Genomic DNA, 20,186 nt, shown 5'->3' with positions numbered 1-20,186 from the left:
CAGTCACCGCCGAATGATGTCGAAGAGGATGCCCTCGACGGTAACCCCCGGGGCGAACGCGAAGCCGATGCCCGTCGAGATCGGCTTCGGCGATTCCGATTGCCGCACCATCATTTCCAGCACGAAGATCAGCGAGACGCTCAGCATGTTGCCGAACCGGGCCAGCACATCCCAGCTCTGCGCCGCGCGGTCGACAGGAATGCCCAGCGATCGCACAGACTGCTCGATGATTTTAGGTCCGCCCGGATGAACCGCCCACAGATCGATATCGGATTTCTTCAACCCGTTGTCCCGCAACACCTCCGCGATCACCGGTTCGACTCCGCGATAGATGTAGTCGGGCAGATTCTCCGACAGCTCACAGGTGATGCCGTTGTGGTTGACACCCAGCACGATGCCGTCCTCAGCGTCGTCGAGCAGCCGGGAGAAACTGCTGCGGATCACCACACGGCCCGCGGGCAGCGGCTGCTGCACCTGGCTGGCCCCGATCACCAGCGCCCCGCAGCCGTCGCCGAACAGGCTGTGAGTGACGACATCGTTGATATCGTCGGCGAAAACCGCGTTCACCGAACATAACTCGATGCACACCACCAGGGCCTTCATGCTCGGATGGGCGCGCACATAGGTGGCGGCGGTACGGATCGCGTTCATAGCTGCCGCACATCCCATGAAGTTGATCACGACCCGCGACACCGACCGGGACAGCCCCAGTCCCTTGACGACCGCGACATCCACACCCGGCGCGATGAACCCGGTGCTGGTGACGAATACCAGCAGCCCGATCTCGTCGGCCCGGTACGGAAGGTCATCCAGGGCACGCCGGGCCGTGTCGACCGCCAGCGGCACCGCGTTCTCGAAGAACATCTTCATCCGGTCCCGGATGGTCCCTGGGTGGCGCCGGAACGCGTCGAACTCCGGATCGAGCGGATCGACCGCCATCCGGCGCGTATCGATCCGCGTCTTCTGGTACAACCGCGGAATACGTTCCCGCTGTTCACGATCGGCGAAGAACTCGGCTACCCGGGCGGCGGCGTCGGTCTGCTCGACCTCGCGCTGCGGCCCGCCGGTCGCGATGCCCTCGATGACGGCCACCGTCGTCGGTGGAGCCGGCGGCAGTTGAGCCAGATCGATGGCGGAATGCTCTGCGGGCGCCGCTGCGCTCTCGGCCGGGGTGCTCATACCGACCCGATTCCGACGAAGCCGCCAGCAACGTACGCGGCGCTCTCCTTCCAGGCCGTCGGCGAGAAGTGCTCGCGGAGCACCCCCCAGTTGTTCTCCCGGGCAACGCGAGACGGCGAAAACAGATACGTGCGGCACAGCTTGGGCAACCGGTCGGTGAGGAAACTCTTGGCCGGCAACCACTCGACACCGGACTTGGCCGCCTCCTCGCGCAAGACATCCTCGGTGACGATGTTGGCGAATCCGCTGCGCTGGAACGGCAGTACATGGTGGACGCGGTGCGAACTCAGGCCGGCGGACAGGAAGCAGTCGACGTACCGGTTTCCGATCACCATCAGATCGTTGGCGTGCTCGACCTGGTCGACACCCCAGTCCGGCCCAACCGTGTCGTCGGAGTCGTCGTCCTCGAACTCGTGGCTGGCCACCACCAGGAACGTGCTGACCCACAGCGTTGCCACGAATTGCAGTGCCCAGGCCCAGAAGTCGCCGGCCAGCAGGAAGGCGACCAGCTCCGCCACCAGCAACAGGCGTACGCCGGCTGAGCCGAGGAAGTGCGGCAATGCGTTGCGCCAGCTTCCGTAGCCTTCCCGGACACCGACTTTGCGAGTCATGTTCCAAACGTCGGCGAGGCGGATCGCCATGCCGCTGACCAGATGGCCGAACTTGTGCAGAGTGTGGACCGGCACGCGGTACAGCCGCGGCAGCCGCATCATCATCGTGAACACGTTCTTCTTGATGTCGACGTCGCTCTGGGTGTACGGGTGATGCAGCAAGGTGTGTCCGTCGGCGACCACCAGCGCCAAGGCTATGTAGTTCAGGTCAAAGGTGTTGGAAAACACTCGGTTCAGTCCCCGCTGGGCACGGTGCAATGCGTAGTGGCCGTAGCCCACCAGCGAACTGCGCAACAAAACCATCGCAATCACGAAGGCCCACAACGGCATCCACGCCGGTTCGGCCAGTCGCACGCCCTGAACCGCGAAATACGCGACGGCCAGCATGGCGACCACGATGTTGAAAAGCCGGTCCATCCGCTTGATCCGGGCGGCCAGCGCGGGTTCGGTAAGCCGCGCTTTGACACGATGCATCAGGTCGTCTTTGTCGTCGAAGCGGTATTTGGGGGTGTCGCGCCAGCTGTTGAAGTCGTCCCTGAACAGGAACGGTGGCGCGTTGTGCTTCGGATGGATGTCACGCGGAGTCGCGTCGCGCCCCAGCGAGTACTTGCGTTCCAGGATGCGCTCGACGACGGCCGGGTCACGGTGATAGGAGGCGATGATCGCGGTGATATCACGGTTTTTGGTGCGACCGATGAAGAAGGCGCCGCCGGGATGCTTGGCTATCCAATCACTGAGGTCGTAGGCCCGCCCGTTGTACACCCAGACATCCGGAAGCACGGGTGGCCTACCCGGTGGAGGCCCGAGGTGTGGACTCGGACCACGCTCCTGAACGTCAGGGACGTCGTTGGTCATTCGTGCTCCTGCAGGTCTGTTGGGGTGAAATCGGCTGCCCGCCGGCATTTCCGGCGAGTTGGCCCCAATAGTGAGAGCGCGGCCTCAAAGGATTCTCGGCGGATTCTCAAAGCAGGTGCGTCTCGCAAAAACACACGGCGCCAAGCACGCTCACCCGAGCTGAGCGTGGACAGAATCTTCCGTGCCGCCGGCAGGCCGCCCCCGTCGCCGCCGGTCGAGCCGAACCAGGGACGAGAACCGGCCCGCAGTGCGGCCGCTGTCGGCATGCCGCAGTTGCGGGCCGGTCCTCAATCCGGAGTTCACTTGTGGTGGTCCCGTGGTCCCGAAACCTGCTACCCGGCGGGGTTCGGAATGGTTACCGGCGCTCCCCAATTGGACAGCGTGATCGTGACGTGGCCCTGGTCCTTGTCAATGACCATCCGGACCAGGTATGCACTCGGCGGCGTTCCCGGCGCGCCCGGCGCCTTCACGTCGGCGACGTACAGGGTCACCGGGAGCGGGCCTTTGGCGTCCTTGCCGATCTGCGGCACCAGCGGGTCGATGATCGCCGGGTCGATGGTCCCCGTCACCTTCGTGGTGGCTACACCGTCGATCGTTTCACTGCCGCCGGCCTGCGGGTTGGCGACCTTGCCGATCACCGCGCCGATGCCCTTCTCCTTGTCCAGCACGACACCCGGGTCGTAGATCTTGTCCGCCGGCCCCACCGACGTGTAGGCCCCGGCCTCGTTCTTGGTGTACATCGTCTTGTTGGTGACGATGAACTGCTTGGCTACCGCAGGCGTCTTGGGCTGCAGCCTGATCATGGCGTCTCCGACGGCCTGGCCGTTGCCCTCCGGCTGGTTGGTCACGTCAGCGTTGACGGCTTCCATCGGCAAGGTGGTGATGTTGGTGGTCTGCAGGTTGACATGAATTGAGTGCAGTGCAGTGGTCGCCTTCGAGGCGTCCTGCAGGAGTTGCTGCGCTTCCGGCGACGGGGCCGCAGAGGTTCCGGATGCTCCGGAAGTCGCCCCGGACGACGTCGCAGCCGAGGTTCCCGATGAACCTGAAGTCTGGGAGGTCGGAGTTGAGGATTTCTGTCCGCATCCGGCGACTGCGGCGACGAGTGCTGCCGCGAACACGATCGCAACAACCGGAGCCGAGGGCCGACGGGGTCGGTGGGAGATTTGCGCTTGTGACATCAAGCCATTCATGGCCAGCCTTTGCTGAGTTATCCAACCGGGGGTGCTGAGCAGCGAGTCGCTACCTTCGTCGTACGGTATGAACGGGGCCCGGTATCCGGCCCCCGGCCAACGGTCGCGGATCTCGGTGACTGCACACCCGCACCCTGGTTCACCAGCAGCGACGGTGCGGTCAACCGCACGCCGCCGCCCTCACAGCGCGTTCCCCAGATTGCTTTTTGCCGGAGAGCGCGACAGTAACACGACGTCGGTGCCCTGCAAACCACTTCTCAGAAGTAACTGTCACCGCGTCCGGCCCAGCGCTTCGGGACCCGCCGATCTTTGCCGGAGTTCACAAGAAATTCACATCGGCAGTCCGGTGATCCCTCCTCCCTGCCGATTACTTCGAGGGTCTAACCTCATTTCAGTGAACCTCGACGGCAATCAGGCGGCAATCCGTGAAGTCTGCGATGCCGGGCTGCTACCAGGTGCGGTCACGGTTGTCTGGCAGCGCGGAGAAGTGTTGCAGGTCAACGAGATCGGCTACCGCGATGTCGAGGCGAAACTGCCGATGCAGCGCGACACGCTGTTTCGTATCGCCTCCATGACCAAGCCCGTCACCGTGGCCGTGATCATGAGCATGGTCGACGAAGGCAAACTCGCGCTGAGCGATCCGATCGCCCGGTGGGTTCCGGAGCTCGCGAACGTGCGGGTGCTCGACGACCCGCACGGCCCGCTGGAGCGGACCTATCCCGCCCGGCGCGCCATCGTGATCGAAGATCTGCTCACCCACACCAGCGGCCTGGCTTACGGCTTCTCGGTGTCCGGGCCGATCGCGCGGGCCTATCTGCGGCTGCCGTTCAACCAGGGTTCGGACGTGTGGTTGTCCGAACTGGCCGCGCTCCCCCTCGTACATCAGCCCGGAGAGAAGGTGACCTACAGCCACTCCATCGACGTGCTGGGTGTGATCGCGTCCCGCATCGACGGCAAGCCGCTCCACGAGGTGTTCGAGGATCGGGTGCTGGGTCCGGCTGGGATGCCGGACACCGGTTTCTTCGTGACACCCGCGTCGCGACCACGGGCGGCGACCATGTACCGGCACGACGAGCACGACCGATTGCGCCACGACGTGATGGGGCCTCCGCACGTCAAACCGCCGTCGTTCTGCAACGCCGGCGGCGGGTTGTGGTCAACCGCCGACGACTACCTGCGCTTCGTGCGAATGTTGCTGGGCGACGGCTTGATTGACGGGGTCAGGGTGCTGTCGACGGAATCGGTGCGCCAGATGCGCACCGACCGGTTGACCGAAGACCAGAAACGGCACAACTTCCTGGGCTCGCCGTACTGGGTGGGACGCGGGTTCGGGCTGAACCTGTCGGTGGTCACCGATCCCGTCCGGGCCACGCCCTTGTTCGGGCCGGGCGGCATCGGCACGTTCAGCTGGCCCGGCGCGTACGGGACGTGGTGGCAGGCCGATCCGAGCGCGGACCTGATATTGCTGTACCTCATCCAGTACTGTCCCGACCTGAGCGTCAACGCCGCGGCGGCGGTCGCGGGCAACCCGGTGCTGGCCCGACTACGAACCGCGCAGCCCAACTTCGTCCGCCACACCTATCGCGCGCTCGCGCTGCTATGAGCGGTTACTCCTACGTACTGCCGCCGACGCATCTGGAATGCCCCCGGCTGGTGCTGCGCCCGCCGGGGGTGGAGGACGCCGATGAGATCTTCGAGAGTGTGTCCGGTGATCCCGAAGTCACCCGGTTTCTGCTGTGGACCGCCCATCCGGATGCCCTCGAGACCCGCCGGGTGCTCATCGAGCAGCTGATCTCGACGAAGAACGACCGGAACTGGGTGATCACCTTGCGCCGCACCGGCGACATCGTCGGGCTGATCAGCTGTCGCCGCCCGGTCAGCCACTCCGCCGAGATCGGCTACTGCCTTGGCCGCAACTGGTGGGACATGGGCTACATGTCCGAGGCGCTCAAGGCGGTGCTGACCGAGCTCGCGGCCGACTCCAGCGTGTTCCGGGTGTGGGCGACCTGCCACGTCGACAACGCCCGGTCTGCGCGACTGCTGCAGCGGGCTGGGTTCGCCCTGGAAGGGCGGCTACGCCGGCACGCGGTGTACCCGACGATGGGACCCGACCCGCACGACAGCCTGATCTACGCCAGGATCCTGCGCTGAGATCGTCCCTTCCTGCACGCGGTCCGAGCGCGGGGCGAAATTGACGACCGTTCCGATGCCCTGGACCCGCCGGACTCATTGCGGCGGCGGGAATTTGAGCAAGAAATTGCTTCCCTGGTCGGTGACCAACACATTGCCGGCAGTGTCGACTGCCACATCGTAGGGATCGGTGAGCCCGTCGAATAACAAGTCGGTGGCGGCTGGCGAATTCGTGTTCAACTTCATGACTCGGTGATTGCCCGCATCGACGACGTAGACGTTGCCGGCGGTGTCCACCGCCACCCCCTCGGGATGCGAAATGCCCTGGAACGGAAGCTCTCTCGGGACGCCGTCCACCGCGATCCTGAATATCCGACTGTTTTTCGAGTCGGTGACATACACGTTGCCCGCGCTGTCGACCGCAACGTCGGTCGCCCAACCATCGTCCGGGGCTCTGAAAAATTCGGTCGCGGTGCTGCCTTCGGCCGGCAGTTTGAGCACCCGGCCGGATGATGATTGTGTAACGTACACCGTCCCAATCGAATCCACCGCAACGTTGATTGCTGTGGTACCACGCAGGGGCGTGGCCCCGGTGAATCCCGAGTCTGCGGAGTACGCGTACACCCACAGTTGGCCACGATCGGTGACGTACATCTTTCCGCTTGTGTCGATCGCCAGACCGCTGGGCGACGCCAGCAGAGTTCGGGGCACCTCACTTTTGGCGTCAGTCAGGGCTGGCGTCAGCCGAAGTACACGACCGTCCGCCTGTGCAGACGGGGCATTCGGCATCCCCGGAATCGGCATCATCGTTGTCGGTAGTCCCGGCGGCCCCGGAACCGGCGACGGCCCCAGCGGCCCAATCGGCGTGATCGGCGTCCACGACGTCTTGGGCGGTCCGTCGCACACATACACCGCACCATCCGCAGCCACCGCGACGCCTCTGGGGTTGTTCAGTGCGAAGTACGGCACGTTCGGCAACGGTGTCTGCTCGGCCACCTCGGGTCCCTCGGGCGCCAGAACTGGTCGAATCGTCGTCGCCGTGAAAAATAATCCGACGGCAAGGTACGCCACCGCGTAACCTGCCCTCGAATAGATCTTGCGCCCACCACCGGGAATCAAGACTGCCGTCGCGGGGTCGGCCGGATCGTAATGGACCTCCACCTCGGTTCCAACCGCGTAGCGATCCACCAGCTCCTGGTCTATCGCGCTCGATTTCTGCGGATGGCCAAATTGGAGGACGTCACCGCGGTGTCGAACACCCGCGACCTCAAAGCGGTACTCGACCTCAAAGACTTCACTGCCGTCGTCGGACACGACCTCTGCGTGCGTCACGCAACCTGGCACGGTCGGCCACGTACGGGTGCGCGCTGCCAGTCGCATCTCCCGAACAGCTTTGACAAGAATCCACACGCCAACCAGCGTGGTGATGACACCCACGATGAGATACGGCAGGTTTCTCATCCCAGACCTCTCGAAACCGGTGCGCTCAATGGTCGCACCTCCCCGGCCGGAACGGTGACCACTTCTGTCAGAAGCTGACGAATTGCGCGACACCGATGCCGACACCCGCCGGGCATCGCCCCGGACATAGGCCACGTTGTCCGTCGAACGCGAAGCAGGACAACGTGTTCGCCGATCTAACGGTTGCAGCCCAGGAGCGATGGGGAGACTGGCGAGATCTCAATCTGCCGAGAGCGACCGCCAATCCCCTCAGTTCACCGGAACCGTATGCTCATTGGCCACCAGCGGCGCTTCGGGCGCCCGAGCCGACTCGGACGACCCATTGCCCGACGCTTTGGTGGCGCGGGTGACGGCGGCGCGCGCGGCCTCCATGCGGGCCAGCGCCTCCTGGGTGAACACCGACAAACCGAGCTCGTGGTTGTAGCCGTGGATCTCTTTGACGTCGAGCTGGGCCAGGAAGTACACGATCTCCTTGGACACCACCTGACCCGGCACCAGCACCGGGAAGCCCGGCGGGTACGGCACCACGAATGTGGTGGACACCAACGTCTTTCCCTCGGCGATGCGTCGCCCCGCCGTGCCGATCAGCACGTATTCGCGGTCCTTCTCCTCGTAGCCGGCGTAGAAGGCCGACCGGGTGTCGCCGTACACGCTGCCCTCGTCGGGGCGGAACGCCACGTCGAATTGGCTGAAGTCGGGCAGGTGCGGCAGGTCTTCGGTGATCTCCTCGACCCGGCGCTCGTGCAGTTTCCAGTCGGCGGCACTGGCGGCGGCCTGGGTGCGGTCGAAGTCGGTGGCCACCCGGCGCAGCACGTCGAGTAGATGGTGGACGCTGGACCAGGTGACGCCGATGGTGAAGATCAGCAACACGCTGTTGATCGACGTCTTGTTGATCTGGATGCCGAAGCGGTCCATCAGGATCTTCTCGCGGAAGTCGTATCCGTTCATCCCGGTCTTGCCGAGGAACAGCGTGACCCGCGTCGGGTCCAGCACGAATTGATCCGAGCGCCAGGCCTCGTTCCACTCATCCAGCGCGCCCTGCCTGACTTCGCGGTAGGAGCTGACATGGGATGCCCGGTACTCCTCGGGCACCAGGTCGGACTCGTCGAGGATGCGGAACCACTTGCTGATCAAGCGGTCTTTGCGGACCCGGTGCCGGAACACCAGCGCCATATCGTAGGTCTGCCGGACCAGCTGGAAGCCCTCGATGTCGACCTGGCGGCGGGCCAGATCCAGCGACGCCAGCAGTTGCTGGTTCGGCGATGTCGAAGTGTGCGTGAGGAACGCCTCACCGAACGCGTCGCGGGCCAGCGCGTTGAAGTCCTGATCGCGGACGTGGATCATCGAAGCCTGCCGGAACGCCGACAGAGACTTGTGAGTGGAGTGGGTCGCGTACACCCGAACCCGGGCCTTGGCGGGGTCTGGCAGCAGCCGGTGGTTGGCCCACTCTTCGCGCGCGACCCCTTCCATCGAGGCCTGCCAATCCCGGTATTCCTGAGCGTATTCCGGTGACGACAGCATCTGCTCGAGACGCTCGGCCGACACCATCGCGGTGCGCTGCCGGGCCCAGGGCACCGCGGTGGCGAACGCGTACCAGGCCTCGTCCCACAGGAAGACGATGTCCGGCTTGATGGCCAGCACCTCCTCCATCACCCGCCGCGGGTTGTACACGACACCGTCGAAGATGCAGTTGGTGAGCAGCAGCATGCGCACCTTGTCCAAGTGCCCGGCCGCCTCCAGATCCAGCAGCGCCTTCTTGATGGTGCTCAGCGGCACCGCACCGTAAATGGCGAACTGTGGCAGTGCGTAGGACTCCAGATAACGGGGGTACGCCCCGGCCAGCACCAGGCCGTAGTGATGGGATTTATGGCAGTTCCGGTCGATGAGCACGATGTCGCCCGGCCGGGTCAACGACTGCACGACGATCTTGTTGGCGGTTGAGGTTCCGTTGGTCACGAAATAGGTGTGGTTGGCGTTCCAGGTGACCGCCGCCTTGTCCATCGCCTTCTTGATGTTGCCGTGCGGGTCCAGCAGCGAGTCCAATCCACCTGAGGTGGTGGATGTTTCGGCCATGAAGATGTTGCGGCCGTAGAACTCGCCCATGTCCTGCAACGACTTCGAGTTGAAGATGCTGGCGCCGCGCGCTACGGGCAGCGCGTGAAACTGACCGACCGGCGCCGACGCGTAGGCCCGCAAGGCGTCGAAAAACGGCGTGGAGAACCGGTTTCGGAGCCCGGCGATCACCGTGCTGTAAAGATCCGTGACGTCGTTGAGCCGGTAGAAGGTGCGGTCGTAGACGTCGGGCTCGTCGTCGGTGCCCGCCGCGATCGACTCGTCGGTAAGCAGATAAAGGTCGATGTGGGGCCGCAGTTCGCGGATCCACTCGCCGCACTCGACCCAGTCGTGCGAGCGGTCGGACACCCTGGATATCGAAGTGTCGTCGTTGGCGCCCAGCAGCGTGTTCATCAACGGCACCCGGTCGCGCGAACGCAGCGGCAGGTCGTGGCGGATGACCGCGGCCTGGATCTCACCGTTGAGCGCCACCGCCGTGATGGCGTCCTCCACGCTGGGTGCGATGAGGACCTCGAACTGAATGTCTTCGGACGCGGTGCGCAGTGCGCGCAGCGCTTCGGCCAGGCAATCCGGTGCGGTGCAAGGGGAATCGTCGGCCAGCAGCACGGTGTAGAACTGCTGCTGTTTGGCCTGGGCTACCAGCTCCTGATCGGCCAGTGGCGCCGAAAGGTCGAATAAGGCTGTGCGGTCGCCGTATTCGGAGAGCAGCCGTACCGCCAGCGACACCTCCTCGGCGAGGCGCACCGTGGACAGGCTTTCCAGGTGTTCCCGGAAGGTGGCCAAGTTCGCCGCGCCGGGGTACAGCCAGTACCGCTCGTAGGCGCCGATGCGGTCCATCAACCGCTTCACCTTGGCCAGGTCGTGGGTCTTGTCCAGTCCGGCCAGGTCCACCTCGGCCAGGTGACGGCAGGCGTCGTCGAGCAGATTCCAGGTGTCAACCCGCGTGTACGACGGATTGGCTACCGCCGCAAGGGCGGACACGCGAAGCCGTCTGGTGCGGGCGCTGTCTCGGTTCATGTCGTCACCTGTTCTCGAGCGTCAGTGCAGCTCGTAGGTATCGCGGGAAAGTTGGAAGAAGTGGCCGGTCCCGGTGTCGGTACACGTGATGCCCGATTGCTGACTTTCGCAGGTTACCGAGTTCAGTGAGCGCGTCTGACCGTATTGCAGCACCGGGTATCCGGTTCCTCGCACGGTATCGCCGTGGCAGGTCAACCTGGCCGCACTGCCCTGCCGCATGCTGATCCGGTCGCCGAAGGCTCCCATGCAGGGATTCGGGCGCGCCGGTGCCGACCAGGTGTGGTCGCTGATCTCGCACTCGACGAGGGCCGAACCGTCCAACAGACCCATCGCACAGTCGATGTTCCCCGACGGCGTCTGGAAGAAGTCGAAGCCGTCGGCATGCGCTTGCGCCGGGGCCAAGACTGCCAGCGCCGACGCGGCGGAGGTCAGCATGACCATGGCAATGATTGACTTCACTGTCGACAGCTTTCCGTTGTAACCAACGGCCATTCTGTCGCGCCCGCGCGCAAAGCGCGATGATTTCGATCGGGAATGTTGGTTGGCCCGACCGGGCAGAGGATCAGCCGTCCAGCTCGTCGTCGCTGTCGATGATCTGCCGATTGCCTTTGCCGAGCGGGTTTTCCATCCACTTGAACAGCGGCAGCTGGGGCAGCTCGAAACGCTTGCCGGGAAGGTCGGTGACGTCGCCGAGGGAGCGCACCACACCCTGGGTCAGGCCCATGATGGCGGCCATCACCGGCAGTAGTGGCTGCAGCGGCTTGGCGGCCGTGCGCACGGTACTGATGCGGCGGGCCAGAATCAGCCGTTCGACCGTGTGATACACCGCGGCACCCACGCCCAGCCCGAAGATGGCCAGCACCGAGGCGACGATGGTCCAGCCGAATGCGGCACTGATCACCGCTCCCACGACCACCGTCACCGCCGCCAGGACGGCCAGGACGACACGCAGCTCGAGCCGGGTCATGAGGCACCCCCTCGGACAGCCTGGGCGGCCGCGCGGATCTGCGGCGTTACCAGCATCACCTGGCCTAGTACGCCGTTGACGAAACTAGGGGACTCGTCGGTGGACAGTTCCTTGGCCAACTCCACCGCCTCGTCCACGGCGACCGGTTCGGGAACGTCGTCGGCATACAGCAATTCCCAGACGGCAACCCGCAGAATCGCGCGGTCGACCGCGGGAAGGCGGTCCAGCGTCCATGACTGCAGGTGCGAGGTGATCAGCTCATCGATGTGCGCCGCGTGCTCGGCGACGCCGCGTGCGACGACCGCCGCGTACGGAAGCAGCGGGGTCACGTCCGGATTCGACTGGGCCAGCGCGGTGCGTAGATCGACCATCTCCACCGGGCTCAGCCCGCGGGCCTCTGCCTCGAACAGCAGGTCGACGGCGCCTTTACGCGCCAGATGCCGGCCTTTAAAGGGCCGCGCGGGCCGGGTGGGCCGCTGTTTGCTCGCTTTGTCCTCTGGCATGGTCAGGTGTTGACCCGCCCCAGGTAGCTGCCGTCGCGGGTGTCCACCCTGAGCTTGTCACCGGTGTTGATGAACAACGGCACCTGGATTTCCGCGCCCGTTTCCACGGTGGCCGGCTTGGTGCCCGCACTGGACCGGTCGCCCTGCAAGCCGGGCTCGGTGTGGGAGACGACGAGTTCGACGGATACCGGGAGCTCGATGTAGAGCGGCGCGCCGTTGTGGAACGCGACCTGCACCGGCAGACCTTCCAGCAAGAACCGGGCGGCGTCGCCGACCAGCGACTCCGGCAGCGGGTGCTGCTCATAGTCCTGGCTGTCCATGAACACGAAGTCCGAACCGTCGCGGTAGAGGTAGGTGGTGTCGCGCCGGTCGACAGTCGCCGTGTCGACCTTGACGCCGGCGTTGTAGGTCTTGTCCACGACCTTGCCGGACAGCACGTTCTTCAGCTTGGTCCGCACAAAGGCGGGACCTTTGCCGGGTTTGACGTGCTGGAACTCGGTGATGGTCCACAGCTGGCCGTCGATGACCAGGACAAGTCCGTTCTTGAAGTCAGCAGTGGTCGCCACGTTCTTTTAAATCTCCTACAAAATGGCCAGTTCCTTGGGGAACCGGGTCAACAATTCCGGGGTCTGCCCGGGGTGGTGCGGGGTGTCGCTTGGCACCACCAGCGTGTCCTCGATGCGGACACCGCCACGGCCGGGTAAATAAACGCCGGGCTCCACCGTCACCACGGAGCCCGCAAGTAGTGTACCGGCGGATGTCGCTCCGATGCCCGGCGCTTCGTGTATCTGCAGGCCGACTCCGTGTCCCAGGCCGTGGCCGAAGTGATCGCCGTAACCCGCGTCGGCGATCACCTGCCGCGCGGCGCCGTCGACATCGCGCAACTCAGCGCCCGGGTGCAGCGCCTCCCGGCCCGCTCGTTGGGCCTCCGCGACCAGCTCGTAAATCTCCAGTTGCCAGTCGGCGGCGTTTCCCAGCACGAAGGTGCGGGTCATGTCGGAGTGATAGCCCGCGACCAACGCGCCGAAGTCAATCTTGACGAAGTCCCCCGACGTAAGCACCGCGTCGGAGGGCCGGTGGTGCGGGATTGCCGAATTGGGCCCGGCCGCGACGATCGTCTCGAAGGAGATCGCGTCGGCGCCGTGATCGAGCATCAAGCCTTCCAGTTCGCGGCTCACCTCACGCTCGGTGCGGCCCGGCCGCAGCCCGCCGCGCTCCACCAGGTCGGCCAGCGCCGCGTCGGCGGCTTCACAGGCGAGCCGCAACAGCGCCAGCTCACCGGCGTCTTTGATCTCGCGCAGGGTCTCCACCGTTCCCGACGCCCGCACCAGTTCGGTGTTGCGGCCCTCCAGTTCACCGGCCAGCGCGTCCAAGCCGTCGACGGTGACCACATGGCTTTCGTAGCCCAGTTTTCCGACGTCGTCACGCCCGGCCCGGCCGGCCAGATAACGGCCCACGGCACGCTCGATGGCCACCTCCAGGTCAGGTGCCTGCTGCGCCGCCTGGGTGCGGTACCGGCCGTCGGTGGCCAGCACGGCCTCGCGGTCGTCAGCAAACACCAGCAACGCGCCGTTGGATCCGCTGAAGCCGGATAGATACCGCACATTTATCAGGTCCGTGACCAGCATCGCGTCCAGTCCTGCGGCACTGATTTTGGTTTTGAGGTTGTGTCGGCGCTGGGAATGTGTCACGACCCTTGACCGTACTCGCTACGCTGTTTGCCCATGAACAAGTGGATGCTGCGTGGATTGGTCTTTGCCGCCGGGATGGTCGTTCTTCGCCTGTTTCAAGGGGCGCTGATCAACGCGTGGCAGACCCAGTCGGCGCTGATCAGCGTGGTGCTCCTGACGGTCTTCATCATCTGTGCCGCGGTGTGGGGGTATTTCGACGGTCGCGCCGATGCCAAGGCGAACCCGGACCCGGACCGTCGTGAAGACCTCGCCATGGTGTGGTTGCTGAGCGGACTGGTGGCCGGTGTGGTCAGCGGCCTGGTGTCATGGATCATCGCCTTGTTCTACAAGGGCATCTACACCGGCGGTTTGCTCAACGAGCTAACTACCTTTGCGGCATTCACCGCGCTGATCGTGTTCCTGTTCGCGATCGTCGGCGTGGCGATCGGCCGCTGGCGCATCGACCGCAACGCTCCCCCGGTCGAGCGGCCCGACCATGACCCGAACCGCGACCGCTCCGCTGACACCGACGTGTTCTCCGCGGTGCGGGAGGACGACAGCCCCACCGGAGAAATTCCGCGACAGGGCCGGGGCGCCCAAACCGAGGAACGAACCTCTTCTGTCGCGACGGTGGAACGTGAGGAACCCACCGAGGTCATCCGCACCGGCGACCACCGCGACGACGCCAAGACCGAAGTGATCCGCACCGGCAACCACGGTCACGAGGACAAGACCGAGGTCATCCGTACCGGCGATCACAGCAGTGACGCCAAGACCGAGGTGATCAACCTCGACAAGCCGGACAAAAAGTAGCTAGGTAGCCGCCAGGTAGCGCAGGGCCAGCAGATAGCCCTGCACTCCCAGTCCGACGATCACCCCGGTCGCCACCGGGCTGAGGTACGAGTGGTGCCGAAACTCTTCGCGCGCATGCACATTGGAGATGTGCACCTCGATCAGCGGTGCACTCAACTCCGCGCAGGCATCGCGCAGGGCCACCGAGGTGTGCGTCAGACCGCCTGCGTTGAGTATCACCGGTTCCGACGCGTCCGCCGCCCGGTGAATCCAGTCCAGCAGTTCGGCTTCACTGTCGCTCTGCCGGACAACCACTTTCAGACCGAGCTCGGCGGCTTCGGACTCGATCAGGGCCACCAGGTCGTCGTGAGTGGTACTGCCGTACACGGTGGGTTCGCGCTTACCGAGGCGGCCCAGGTTCGGGCCATTGATGACGTTGATGGTCACGGCGCGCAGACTCCGGCGTAGGCCGTCACGAGCAGACCGGGGTCGGGTCCCACCAGCCGGCCCGGCTTGGCCAGCCCGTCCAGCACCACGAACCGCAACACACCCGCGCGCGTTTTCTTGTCTCCGGCCATGTATTCCAGCAACTGCGGCAGCGCGTCGGGGTCATAGCTGACCGGCAGGCCCAGTGCGGTGAGGATGTCGCGGTGACGCGCGGCGGTGGCGTCGTCGAGGCGGCCGGTGAGCCGGGCCAACTCCGCCGCGAATACCAGGCCGACCGACACCGCGGCGCCGTGCCGCCACTGGTAACGCTCGCGGCGCTCGATCGCATGCGCCAATGTGTGACCGTAGTTGAGGATTTCGCGGAGTTCCGATTCCTTCTCGTCGGCCGCGACCACTTCGGCTTTCACGGCGATCGCGCGCCGGACCAGTTCCGGCAACACGTCGCCGTCGGGATCCAGCGCCGCCTGCGGGTCGGCCTCGATCAGGTCCAGAATCACCGGGTCGGCGATGAATCCGGCCTTGACCACCTCGGCCATCCCCGCGACTATCTCGTTGCGCGGCAACGTCTTCAGTGTCGACAGATCAACCAGGACGGCCAGCGGCTGATGGAACGCGCCGACCAGGTTCTTGCCCGCCTCGGTATTGATGCCGGTCTTGCCGCCGACGGCCGCGTCGACCATGCCGAGCAGCGTGGTCGGCACGTGCACTATCGACACACCGCGCAGCCAGGTGGCCGCCGCGAACCCGGCGACGTCGGTGGCGGCCCCGCCCCCCAGGCTGACCAGCGCGTCCTTGCGTCCAATACCTATGCGGCCCAACACTTCCCAGATAAAGCCCACGACGGGCAGCTCTTTACCCGCTTCGGCGTCCGGAATTTCCACCCGGTGCGCGTCAATCCCGCTGTCGGCCAGGCGGGTCCGTATTTCCTCGGCGGTGTGCGCCAACACCGGCTGATGCACGATGGCGACCTTGTGCCGCCCGGCCAGCAGCTTGGCCAGCTCGTCGAGCAGCTCGGTGCCGATCACCACGGGGTACGGCGGATCCACGGCTACCTCGACGGTAACCGGTGCGTTGTCAGTCATTTGGTGGCCTCTACCTGGGTTTGCAGCCGCGACACGATGTAGCGGACCACCGCGCCGGGGTTGCGACGGTTGGTGTCCACCCGGATGGTCGCGACACGGCGGTACAGCGGGATGCGTTTGGACATCAGTTCTCGGAACTTCTCGGCGCGGTCGGGCCCGGCCAGCAGTGGCCGCACCGTGTTGCCGCCGGTGCGCCGCACCCCTTCGGCGGCGCTGATCTCGAGGTAGACCACGGTGTGTCCGGCCAGCGCCGCGCACACCCCGGGACTGGTGACCGCGCCGCCGCCCAGCGACAGCACGCCGTCGTGCTCCTCGAGCGCCGCACGGATCACCTCCTCCTCGATGCGCCGGAACTCGGCCTCGCCGTCGGTGGCGAAGATGTCGGCGATTGTGCGACCGGTCCGCTCCTCGATCGCGGCGTCGGTGTCCAGCAGGCTGACCCCGAGCGCCTTGGACAACCGCCGACCGATGGTCGACTTGCCGGAACCCGGCAAGCCCACGAGTACCGCCCTGGGAGCCACCTGCGCTAGCTTCCGGCAGCCCGGGTGGCCGGCGCCTCCCGGTCGGCGACCGTGCGCAGGTAGGACGCGATGTTGCGGCGGGTTTCCGTCAGCGAATCGCCACCGAACTTTTCCAGCGCCGCGCGGGCCAGAACCAGCGCGACCATGGTTTCGACGACCACTCCGGCAGCGGGCACCGCGCACACGTCCGATCGCTGGTGGATGGCGACGGCCTCGTCGCCGGTAGCCATGTCGACGGTGGCCAGAGCCCGCGGCACGGTCGAGATCGGCTTCATCGCCGCGCGCACCCGCAGCGGCTGGCCGTTGGTCATCCCGCCTTCGAGTCCGCCGGCCCGATTGGTGGAACGCACCACTCCGTCGGGCCCGGGATACATCTCGTCGTGCGCGCGGCTGCCGCGGCGCCGGGCCGTTTCGAACCCGTCGCCGATCTCGACGCCCTTGATCGCCTGGATGCCCATCACGGCGGCGGCCAGTTGACTGTCGAGCCGGTTGTCACCGCTGGTGAACGAACCGAGGCCGACCGGCAGACCCGACGCCACCACCTCCACGACGCCTCCGAGGGTGTCGCCGTCCTTCTTGGCCGCCTCGATCTCGGTGATCATGGACTTCTCGGCCTCTTGGTCATATGCCCGGACCGGGCTGGCGTCGATGGCGGCCAGGTCTTCCGGCCGCGGCGGCGGGCCGTCATACGGAGTCGACGCACCGATTGAGATGACGTGCGAGAGCACCTCGACGCCGAGCGCCTGACGCAGAAAGGCCCGCGCGACAGTGCCGGCCGCGACGCGTGCGGCGGTCTCGCGGGCGCTGGCGCGCTCCAGCACCGGACGGGCGTCGTCGAAGCCGTACTTGAGCATGCCCGCGTAGTCGGCATGCCCCGGCCGGGGGCGGGTCAGGGGTTCATTGCGCGCGCTGTCTGCCAGCAGCGACGGGTCGACGGGGTCGGGGGCCATCACGGTTTCCCACTTCGGCCACTCGGTGTTGCCGATCTCGATCGCGATGGGGCCGCCCAGGGTGACGCCGTGGCGCACCCCGGACAACATGGTCACCGCGTCACGCTCGAACTTCATCCGGGCGCCGCGGCCGTAACCGAGGCGGCGGCGGGCCAGCTCGTCGGCGATCTCGGTGGACGTCACCTCGACGCCGGCGACCATGCCCTCGACCATGGCCACCAACGCGCGGCCATGGGATTCCCCGGCAGTGATCCAGCGCAACACCCGAACATCTTCCCACGTGCGCGGCCATGCCCCGATCCGCACCCGTGACCAGGCATTTGACGTTTCGTACGGGGAATCCGGTCACTTCGTTCGCCGACCCTGAAAAATTGCAGGCCGCCACTCGCGTTTCGGCTGCGAAAGTTCAGTCTCGACGGCGGCACGGCTACCCATTTCCAGCTCTCCAGGGCTCTCTAGCTGGCGATTCCATCTTTATCCCACCGTTGCTCAGGACCCGCCCGCCACTCTCAGGGCCAGGCATCGGCTCGGCGGGAGATCTCATGTCATTTGCGGTAGTGGCACCGGCGTCATTGGCGACAGCGGCGGGCGATCTGAGCGGCATTGGTTCGGCGGTCACCGCGGCCAATGCGGCAGCAGCTTCGCGGACCACCAGTTTGGCCGCGGCAGCTCAGGACGAAGTGTCGACGGCCATCGCGTCGTTGTTCACCGGCTACGCCCGGGAATACGAGGCGCTCAGCGCCCGGGCCGACGCGTTGCGGGCCCGATTCGTCGTCGCGCTCAGTGATGCCGCCGCCGCGTACGCCACTGCTGAGGTCACCAACGCCTCACCGCTGGAGGCTCTGCTCGGCGCGGTCAATGCCCCCGCTGCGGCGGTGACGGGACGCCCGCTGATCGGCAATGGGGCGGACGGAAAAGCACCCGGACAGGCCGGCAGTCCGGGCGGCTTGTTATTCGGCAACGGCGGCAACGGCGCGGCCGGCACGGTCGCCGGGATGGCCGGTGGAGCGGGCGGTGCCGCCGGGCTGATCGGCAATGGAGGGCGGGGCGGCGCCGGTGGCGCGGGCGCTGCCGGCGGTGCCGGCGGGCGGGGCGGATCGTTCATCGGCAATGGCGGCGCCGGTGGTGCGGGGGGCGCGGCGACCTCGGCGAACATGGTGGGCGGCCGCGGCGGGGACGGCGGTGCGGCCGGTCAGTACGGCAACGGCGGAGCCGGCGGGCAGGGTGGGGCCGGAGCCAGCGGAAAGGCGGGTGCGTCGGCAACCGTGGCGGGCGGTTCTGGCGCTGACGGCGGCGTCGGAGGGAACGGCGGGGATGGCGGCCGCGGCGGAGCCGGTGGGAGGGTGTCGGGGTATGCCGGGGACGGTGGCGCGGGCGGCGCCGGTGGAGCCGGCGGAGCAGGCGGCCACGGCCTCGCCGGTGTGGACGCCAGCGCGGCGGGCGGCAGCGGGACCGACGGCGGTAACGGCGGCAGTGGCGGAGCCGGCGGCGCGGGCGGGAACGGCGGCGCCGGTGGAACGTCGACCATCGGTCATCCCGGCCAGCGGGGATACGCCGGCAACGGCGGGGCGGGCGGTACCGGCGGAAACGCGGGCAACGGCGGGTCAGGTGCGGTCGGAGTCGTGGGAATGAACGACGGCGCTGGAGGCAACGGCGGGGCCGGCGGCAATGTCGGGATGGGGGGCCTGGGTGGCGCTGCGGGTGCGATCGGGGCCCACACCGCTTTGAGCGGGGTCGCTGGTCTCACCGGAGCGCACGGCACCGGCGGCGACGGCGGAAACGGCGGGGCCGGCTACGACGCTGCAACAGGCACGGCGGCCGGCGTCAATGGCGGCAAAGGCGGCGACGGCGGCGCCGCGGGCAATTATGGCAACGGCGGCAACGGCGGCAAGGGCGGCAACGGCAGCGCCGGAACCGCCGGAGCCAACGGCACCGTCACCGATTCGATCGGCGGCAGCGGCGGTACCGGCGGTCAAGCCAGCGGCGGTCAGGTTGGTGGCGGAGGCGACGCCACCAGCGGAGGTGCCACCGGCGGGATCCTGTCCGGTACGAACGGCGGCGGCACCGCCACCCCCATCGGCCTTCCCGGCCCCGTGGCCGGACCAGGCGCGGACGGCACCAACGGCGGTCACGGCGGTGCGGGCGGCAACGGCGGCACCGGCGGCAGCCACTCCGGCAACGGCGGTGACGGCGGTGACGGGGGTCACGCGGGAGCGGGCGGCAATGGAGGCGCCGGTGCGTCAGCCGTCGGAGCCGGAGACGGCGGCGCCGGCGGCACGGGCGGCAGCTCGGGTGCCGGCGGCAGCGGCGGAAGGGGTGGTGGCGCCCTGGGGGCGGGCACTGGCGGTGCTGGCGGAAACGGCGGCAATGGTGCGGCCGGCGGTAACGGTGGTAACGGCGGCAACGCCGCTGGTGCGGGCGCCGGCGGCAACGGCGGCAAGGGCGGAGCGGTCGGAGCCGGGGGTGACGGCGGCGACGGCGGCAGCGGCGCCGGCGGCGGGGCCGGAGGAACCGGTGGTGACGGCGGGACCGGCGGCAACGGCCAGAGCCGCACTGCCCAGCAAGGCAGCGGCGCCAGCGGGAACGGCGGAAACGGCGGAAATGCCGGACAGGACGGGAACGGCGGCAGTGGCGGATCCGGAGGCACCGTCGGCGCCGGCGGGAACGGCGGTCACGGCGGCGCGGGCGGTGCCGCCGCCACACCCGGCGGGGCGGGTGGCAACGGCGGTGCCGGGGGC

18 protein-coding genes are annotated in these 20,186 nt (G+C 66.9%); 4 read left to right on the top strand and 14 right to left on the bottom strand.

What is annotated here, in order from left to right:
* Positions 1-3: 3 nt before the first annotated feature.
* The 3 genes from AWC08_RS13140 to AWC08_RS13130 all read right to left on the bottom strand — a co-directional run bounded on the left by AWC08_RS13140 (position 4) and on the right by AWC08_RS13130 (position 3,835).
* Complete coding sequence (locus tag AWC08_RS13140) at positions 4-1,179, bottom strand: type III polyketide synthase (RefSeq protein WP_065136045.1); 1,176 nt, start codon at positions 1,177-1,179, stop codon at positions 4-6.
* On the bottom strand, positions 1,176-2,645 hold the full coding sequence (locus AWC08_RS13135) for a fatty acid desaturase (protein WP_082986599.1): 1,470 nt from the start codon (positions 2,643-2,645) through the stop codon (positions 1,176-1,178). The genes AWC08_RS13140 and AWC08_RS13135 overlap by 4 nt, the downstream gene beginning before the upstream one ends.
* 332 nt (positions 2,646-2,977) lie before the next feature.
* The gene (locus tag AWC08_RS13130; RefSeq protein WP_065136043.1) at positions 2,978-3,835 is read right to left on the bottom strand and encodes an LppX_LprAFG lipoprotein; all 858 of its coding nucleotides are present in this window, start codon (positions 3,833-3,835) and stop codon (positions 2,978-2,980) included.
* 394 nt (positions 3,836-4,229) lie between these two features.
* On the opposite strand from AWC08_RS13130, the gene AWC08_RS13125 reads away from it, so the two are divergent.
* Both AWC08_RS13125 and AWC08_RS13120 read left to right on the top strand, forming a co-directional pair.
* On the top strand, positions 4,230-5,438 hold the full coding sequence (locus AWC08_RS13125; RefSeq protein ID WP_065136042.1) for a serine hydrolase domain-containing protein: 1,209 nt from the start codon (positions 4,230-4,232) through the stop codon (positions 5,436-5,438).
* Positions 5,435-5,986, top strand: a complete 552-nt coding sequence (locus AWC08_RS13120) for a GNAT family N-acetyltransferase (RefSeq protein ID WP_065136041.1) — start codon at positions 5,435-5,437, stop codon at positions 5,984-5,986. The genes AWC08_RS13125 and AWC08_RS13120 overlap by 4 nt, the downstream gene beginning before the upstream one ends.
* 75 nt (positions 5,987-6,061) lie before the next feature.
* On the opposite strand, the gene AWC08_RS13115 is transcribed toward AWC08_RS13120, so the two are convergent.
* From AWC08_RS13115 to AWC08_RS13085, 7 genes are all read right to left on the bottom strand, one after another.
* Positions 6,062-7,426: a DUF3592 domain-containing protein gene (locus AWC08_RS13115; protein WP_065136040.1), complete on the bottom strand. Its 1,365-nt coding sequence runs from the start codon at positions 7,424-7,426 to the stop codon at positions 6,062-6,064.
* Positions 7,427-7,675: 249 nt separating this feature from the next.
* Positions 7,676-10,516 (bottom strand): aminotransferase class I/II-fold pyridoxal phosphate-dependent enzyme, encoded by a 2,841-nt coding sequence (locus AWC08_RS13110; RefSeq protein WP_065136039.1) that lies wholly within the window; start codon positions 10,514-10,516, stop codon positions 7,676-7,678.
* 21 nt (positions 10,517-10,537) lie between these two features.
* Positions 10,538-10,975 (bottom strand): DUF6636 domain-containing protein, encoded by a 438-nt coding sequence (locus AWC08_RS13105; RefSeq protein WP_232007842.1) that lies wholly within the window; start codon positions 10,973-10,975, stop codon positions 10,538-10,540.
* 103 nt (positions 10,976-11,078) lie between these two features.
* A complete protein-coding gene (locus AWC08_RS13100; protein WP_065136038.1) occupies positions 11,079-11,483 on the bottom strand; it encodes an antitermination protein NusB in 405 nt (134 codons plus the stop codon).
* The gene (nusB, locus tag AWC08_RS13095) at positions 11,480-11,986 is read right to left on the bottom strand and encodes a transcription antitermination factor NusB (protein ID WP_065136037.1); all 507 of its coding nucleotides are present in this window, start codon (positions 11,984-11,986) and stop codon (positions 11,480-11,482) included. Before nusB ends, AWC08_RS13100 begins: the two co-directional genes overlap by 4 nt.
* Before the next feature lie 2 nt (positions 11,987-11,988).
* Positions 11,989-12,552, bottom strand: a complete 564-nt coding sequence (gene efp, locus AWC08_RS13090) for an elongation factor P (protein ID WP_065136036.1) — start codon at positions 12,550-12,552, stop codon at positions 11,989-11,991.
* Positions 12,553-12,567: 15 nt separating this feature from the next.
* A complete protein-coding gene (locus AWC08_RS13085) occupies positions 12,568-13,677 on the bottom strand; it encodes a M24 family metallopeptidase (RefSeq protein ID WP_065136035.1) in 1,110 nt (369 codons plus the stop codon).
* 33 nt (positions 13,678-13,710) lie between these two features.
* Here AWC08_RS13085 and AWC08_RS13080 point away from each other — a divergent pair, with 33 nt between their 5' ends.
* Positions 13,711-14,469 (top strand): B-4DMT family transporter, encoded by a 759-nt coding sequence (locus AWC08_RS13080; RefSeq protein WP_065136034.1) that lies wholly within the window; start codon positions 13,711-13,713, stop codon positions 14,467-14,469.
* Here the strand turns inward: AWC08_RS13080 and aroQ are convergent, their stop codons facing one another.
* The 4 genes from aroQ to aroC are packed head-to-tail and all read right to left on the bottom strand — an operon-like array spanning position 14,470 to position 17,712.
* A complete protein-coding gene (aroQ, locus tag AWC08_RS13075) occupies positions 14,470-14,895 on the bottom strand; it encodes a type II 3-dehydroquinate dehydratase (RefSeq protein WP_065136033.1) in 426 nt (141 codons plus the stop codon).
* Positions 14,892-15,977 carry a 3-dehydroquinate synthase gene (aroB, locus tag AWC08_RS13070; protein WP_065136032.1) on the bottom strand — a complete coding sequence of 362 codons (1,086 nt, stop codon included), beginning with the start codon at positions 15,975-15,977 and terminating at the stop codon, positions 14,892-14,894. The genes aroQ and aroB overlap by 4 nt, the downstream gene beginning before the upstream one ends.
* Complete coding sequence (locus tag AWC08_RS13065) at positions 15,974-16,498, bottom strand: shikimate kinase (protein ID WP_065136031.1); 525 nt, start codon at positions 16,496-16,498, stop codon at positions 15,974-15,976. The genes aroB and AWC08_RS13065 overlap by 4 nt, the downstream gene beginning before the upstream one ends.
* A gap of 5 nt (positions 16,499-16,503) precedes the next feature.
* A complete protein-coding gene (aroC, locus tag AWC08_RS13060; protein WP_069433830.1) occupies positions 16,504-17,712 on the bottom strand; it encodes a chorismate synthase in 1,209 nt (402 codons plus the stop codon).
* Positions 17,713-17,990: 278 nt separating this feature from the next.
* On the opposite strand from aroC, the gene AWC08_RS13055 reads away from it, so the two are divergent.
* On the top strand, positions 17,991-20,186 hold a 2,196-nt coding region (locus AWC08_RS13055), incomplete at its 3' end, for a PE family protein (RefSeq protein WP_085087863.1).

Origin of the sequence: Mycobacterium gordonae, assembly GCF_002101675.1 — a bacterium.
GTDB classification, from domain to species: Bacteria; Actinomycetota; Actinomycetes; order Mycobacteriales; family Mycobacteriaceae; genus Mycobacterium; species Mycobacterium gordonae.
This window is presented reverse-complemented; position numbering and strand designations above follow the sequence as displayed.

What these genes read in the sequence shown, in the direction of transcription:
- AWC08_RS13100 (WP_065136038.1), bottom strand. Translation starts at nt 11,483, where the DNA reads ATGACCCGGCTCGAGCTGCGTGTCGTCCTGGCCGTCCTGGCGGCGGTG.
- nusB (WP_065136037.1), bottom strand. Translation starts at nt 11,986, where the DNA reads ATGCCAGAGGACAAAGCGAGCAAACAGCGGCCCACCCGGCCCGCGCGG.
- AWC08_RS13115 (WP_065136040.1), bottom strand. Translation starts at nt 7,426, where the DNA reads ATGAGAAACCTGCCGTATCTCATCGTGGGTGTCATCACCACGCTGGTT.
- AWC08_RS13130 (WP_065136043.1), bottom strand. Translation starts at nt 3,835, where the DNA reads ATGAATGGCTTGATGTCACAAGCGCAAATCTCCCACCGACCCCGTCGG.
- AWC08_RS13110 (WP_065136039.1), bottom strand. Translation starts at nt 10,516, where the DNA reads ATGAACCGAGACAGCGCCCGCACCAGACGGCTTCGCGTGTCCGCCCTT.
- aroB (WP_065136032.1), bottom strand. Translation starts at nt 15,977, where the DNA reads ATGACTGACAACGCACCGGTTACCGTCGAGGTAGCCGTGGATCCGCCG.
- AWC08_RS13120 (WP_065136041.1), top strand. Translation starts at nt 5,435, where the DNA reads ATGAGCGGTTACTCCTACGTACTGCCGCCGACGCATCTGGAATGCCCC.
- AWC08_RS13080 (WP_065136034.1), top strand. Translation starts at nt 13,711, where the DNA reads ATGAACAAGTGGATGCTGCGTGGATTGGTCTTTGCCGCCGGGATGGTC.
- AWC08_RS13135 (WP_082986599.1), bottom strand. Translation starts at nt 2,645, where the DNA reads ATGACCAACGACGTCCCTGACGTTCAGGAGCGTGGTCCGAGTCCACAC.
- AWC08_RS13140 (WP_065136045.1), bottom strand. Translation starts at nt 1,179, where the DNA reads ATGAGCACCCCGGCCGAGAGCGCAGCGGCGCCCGCAGAGCATTCCGCC.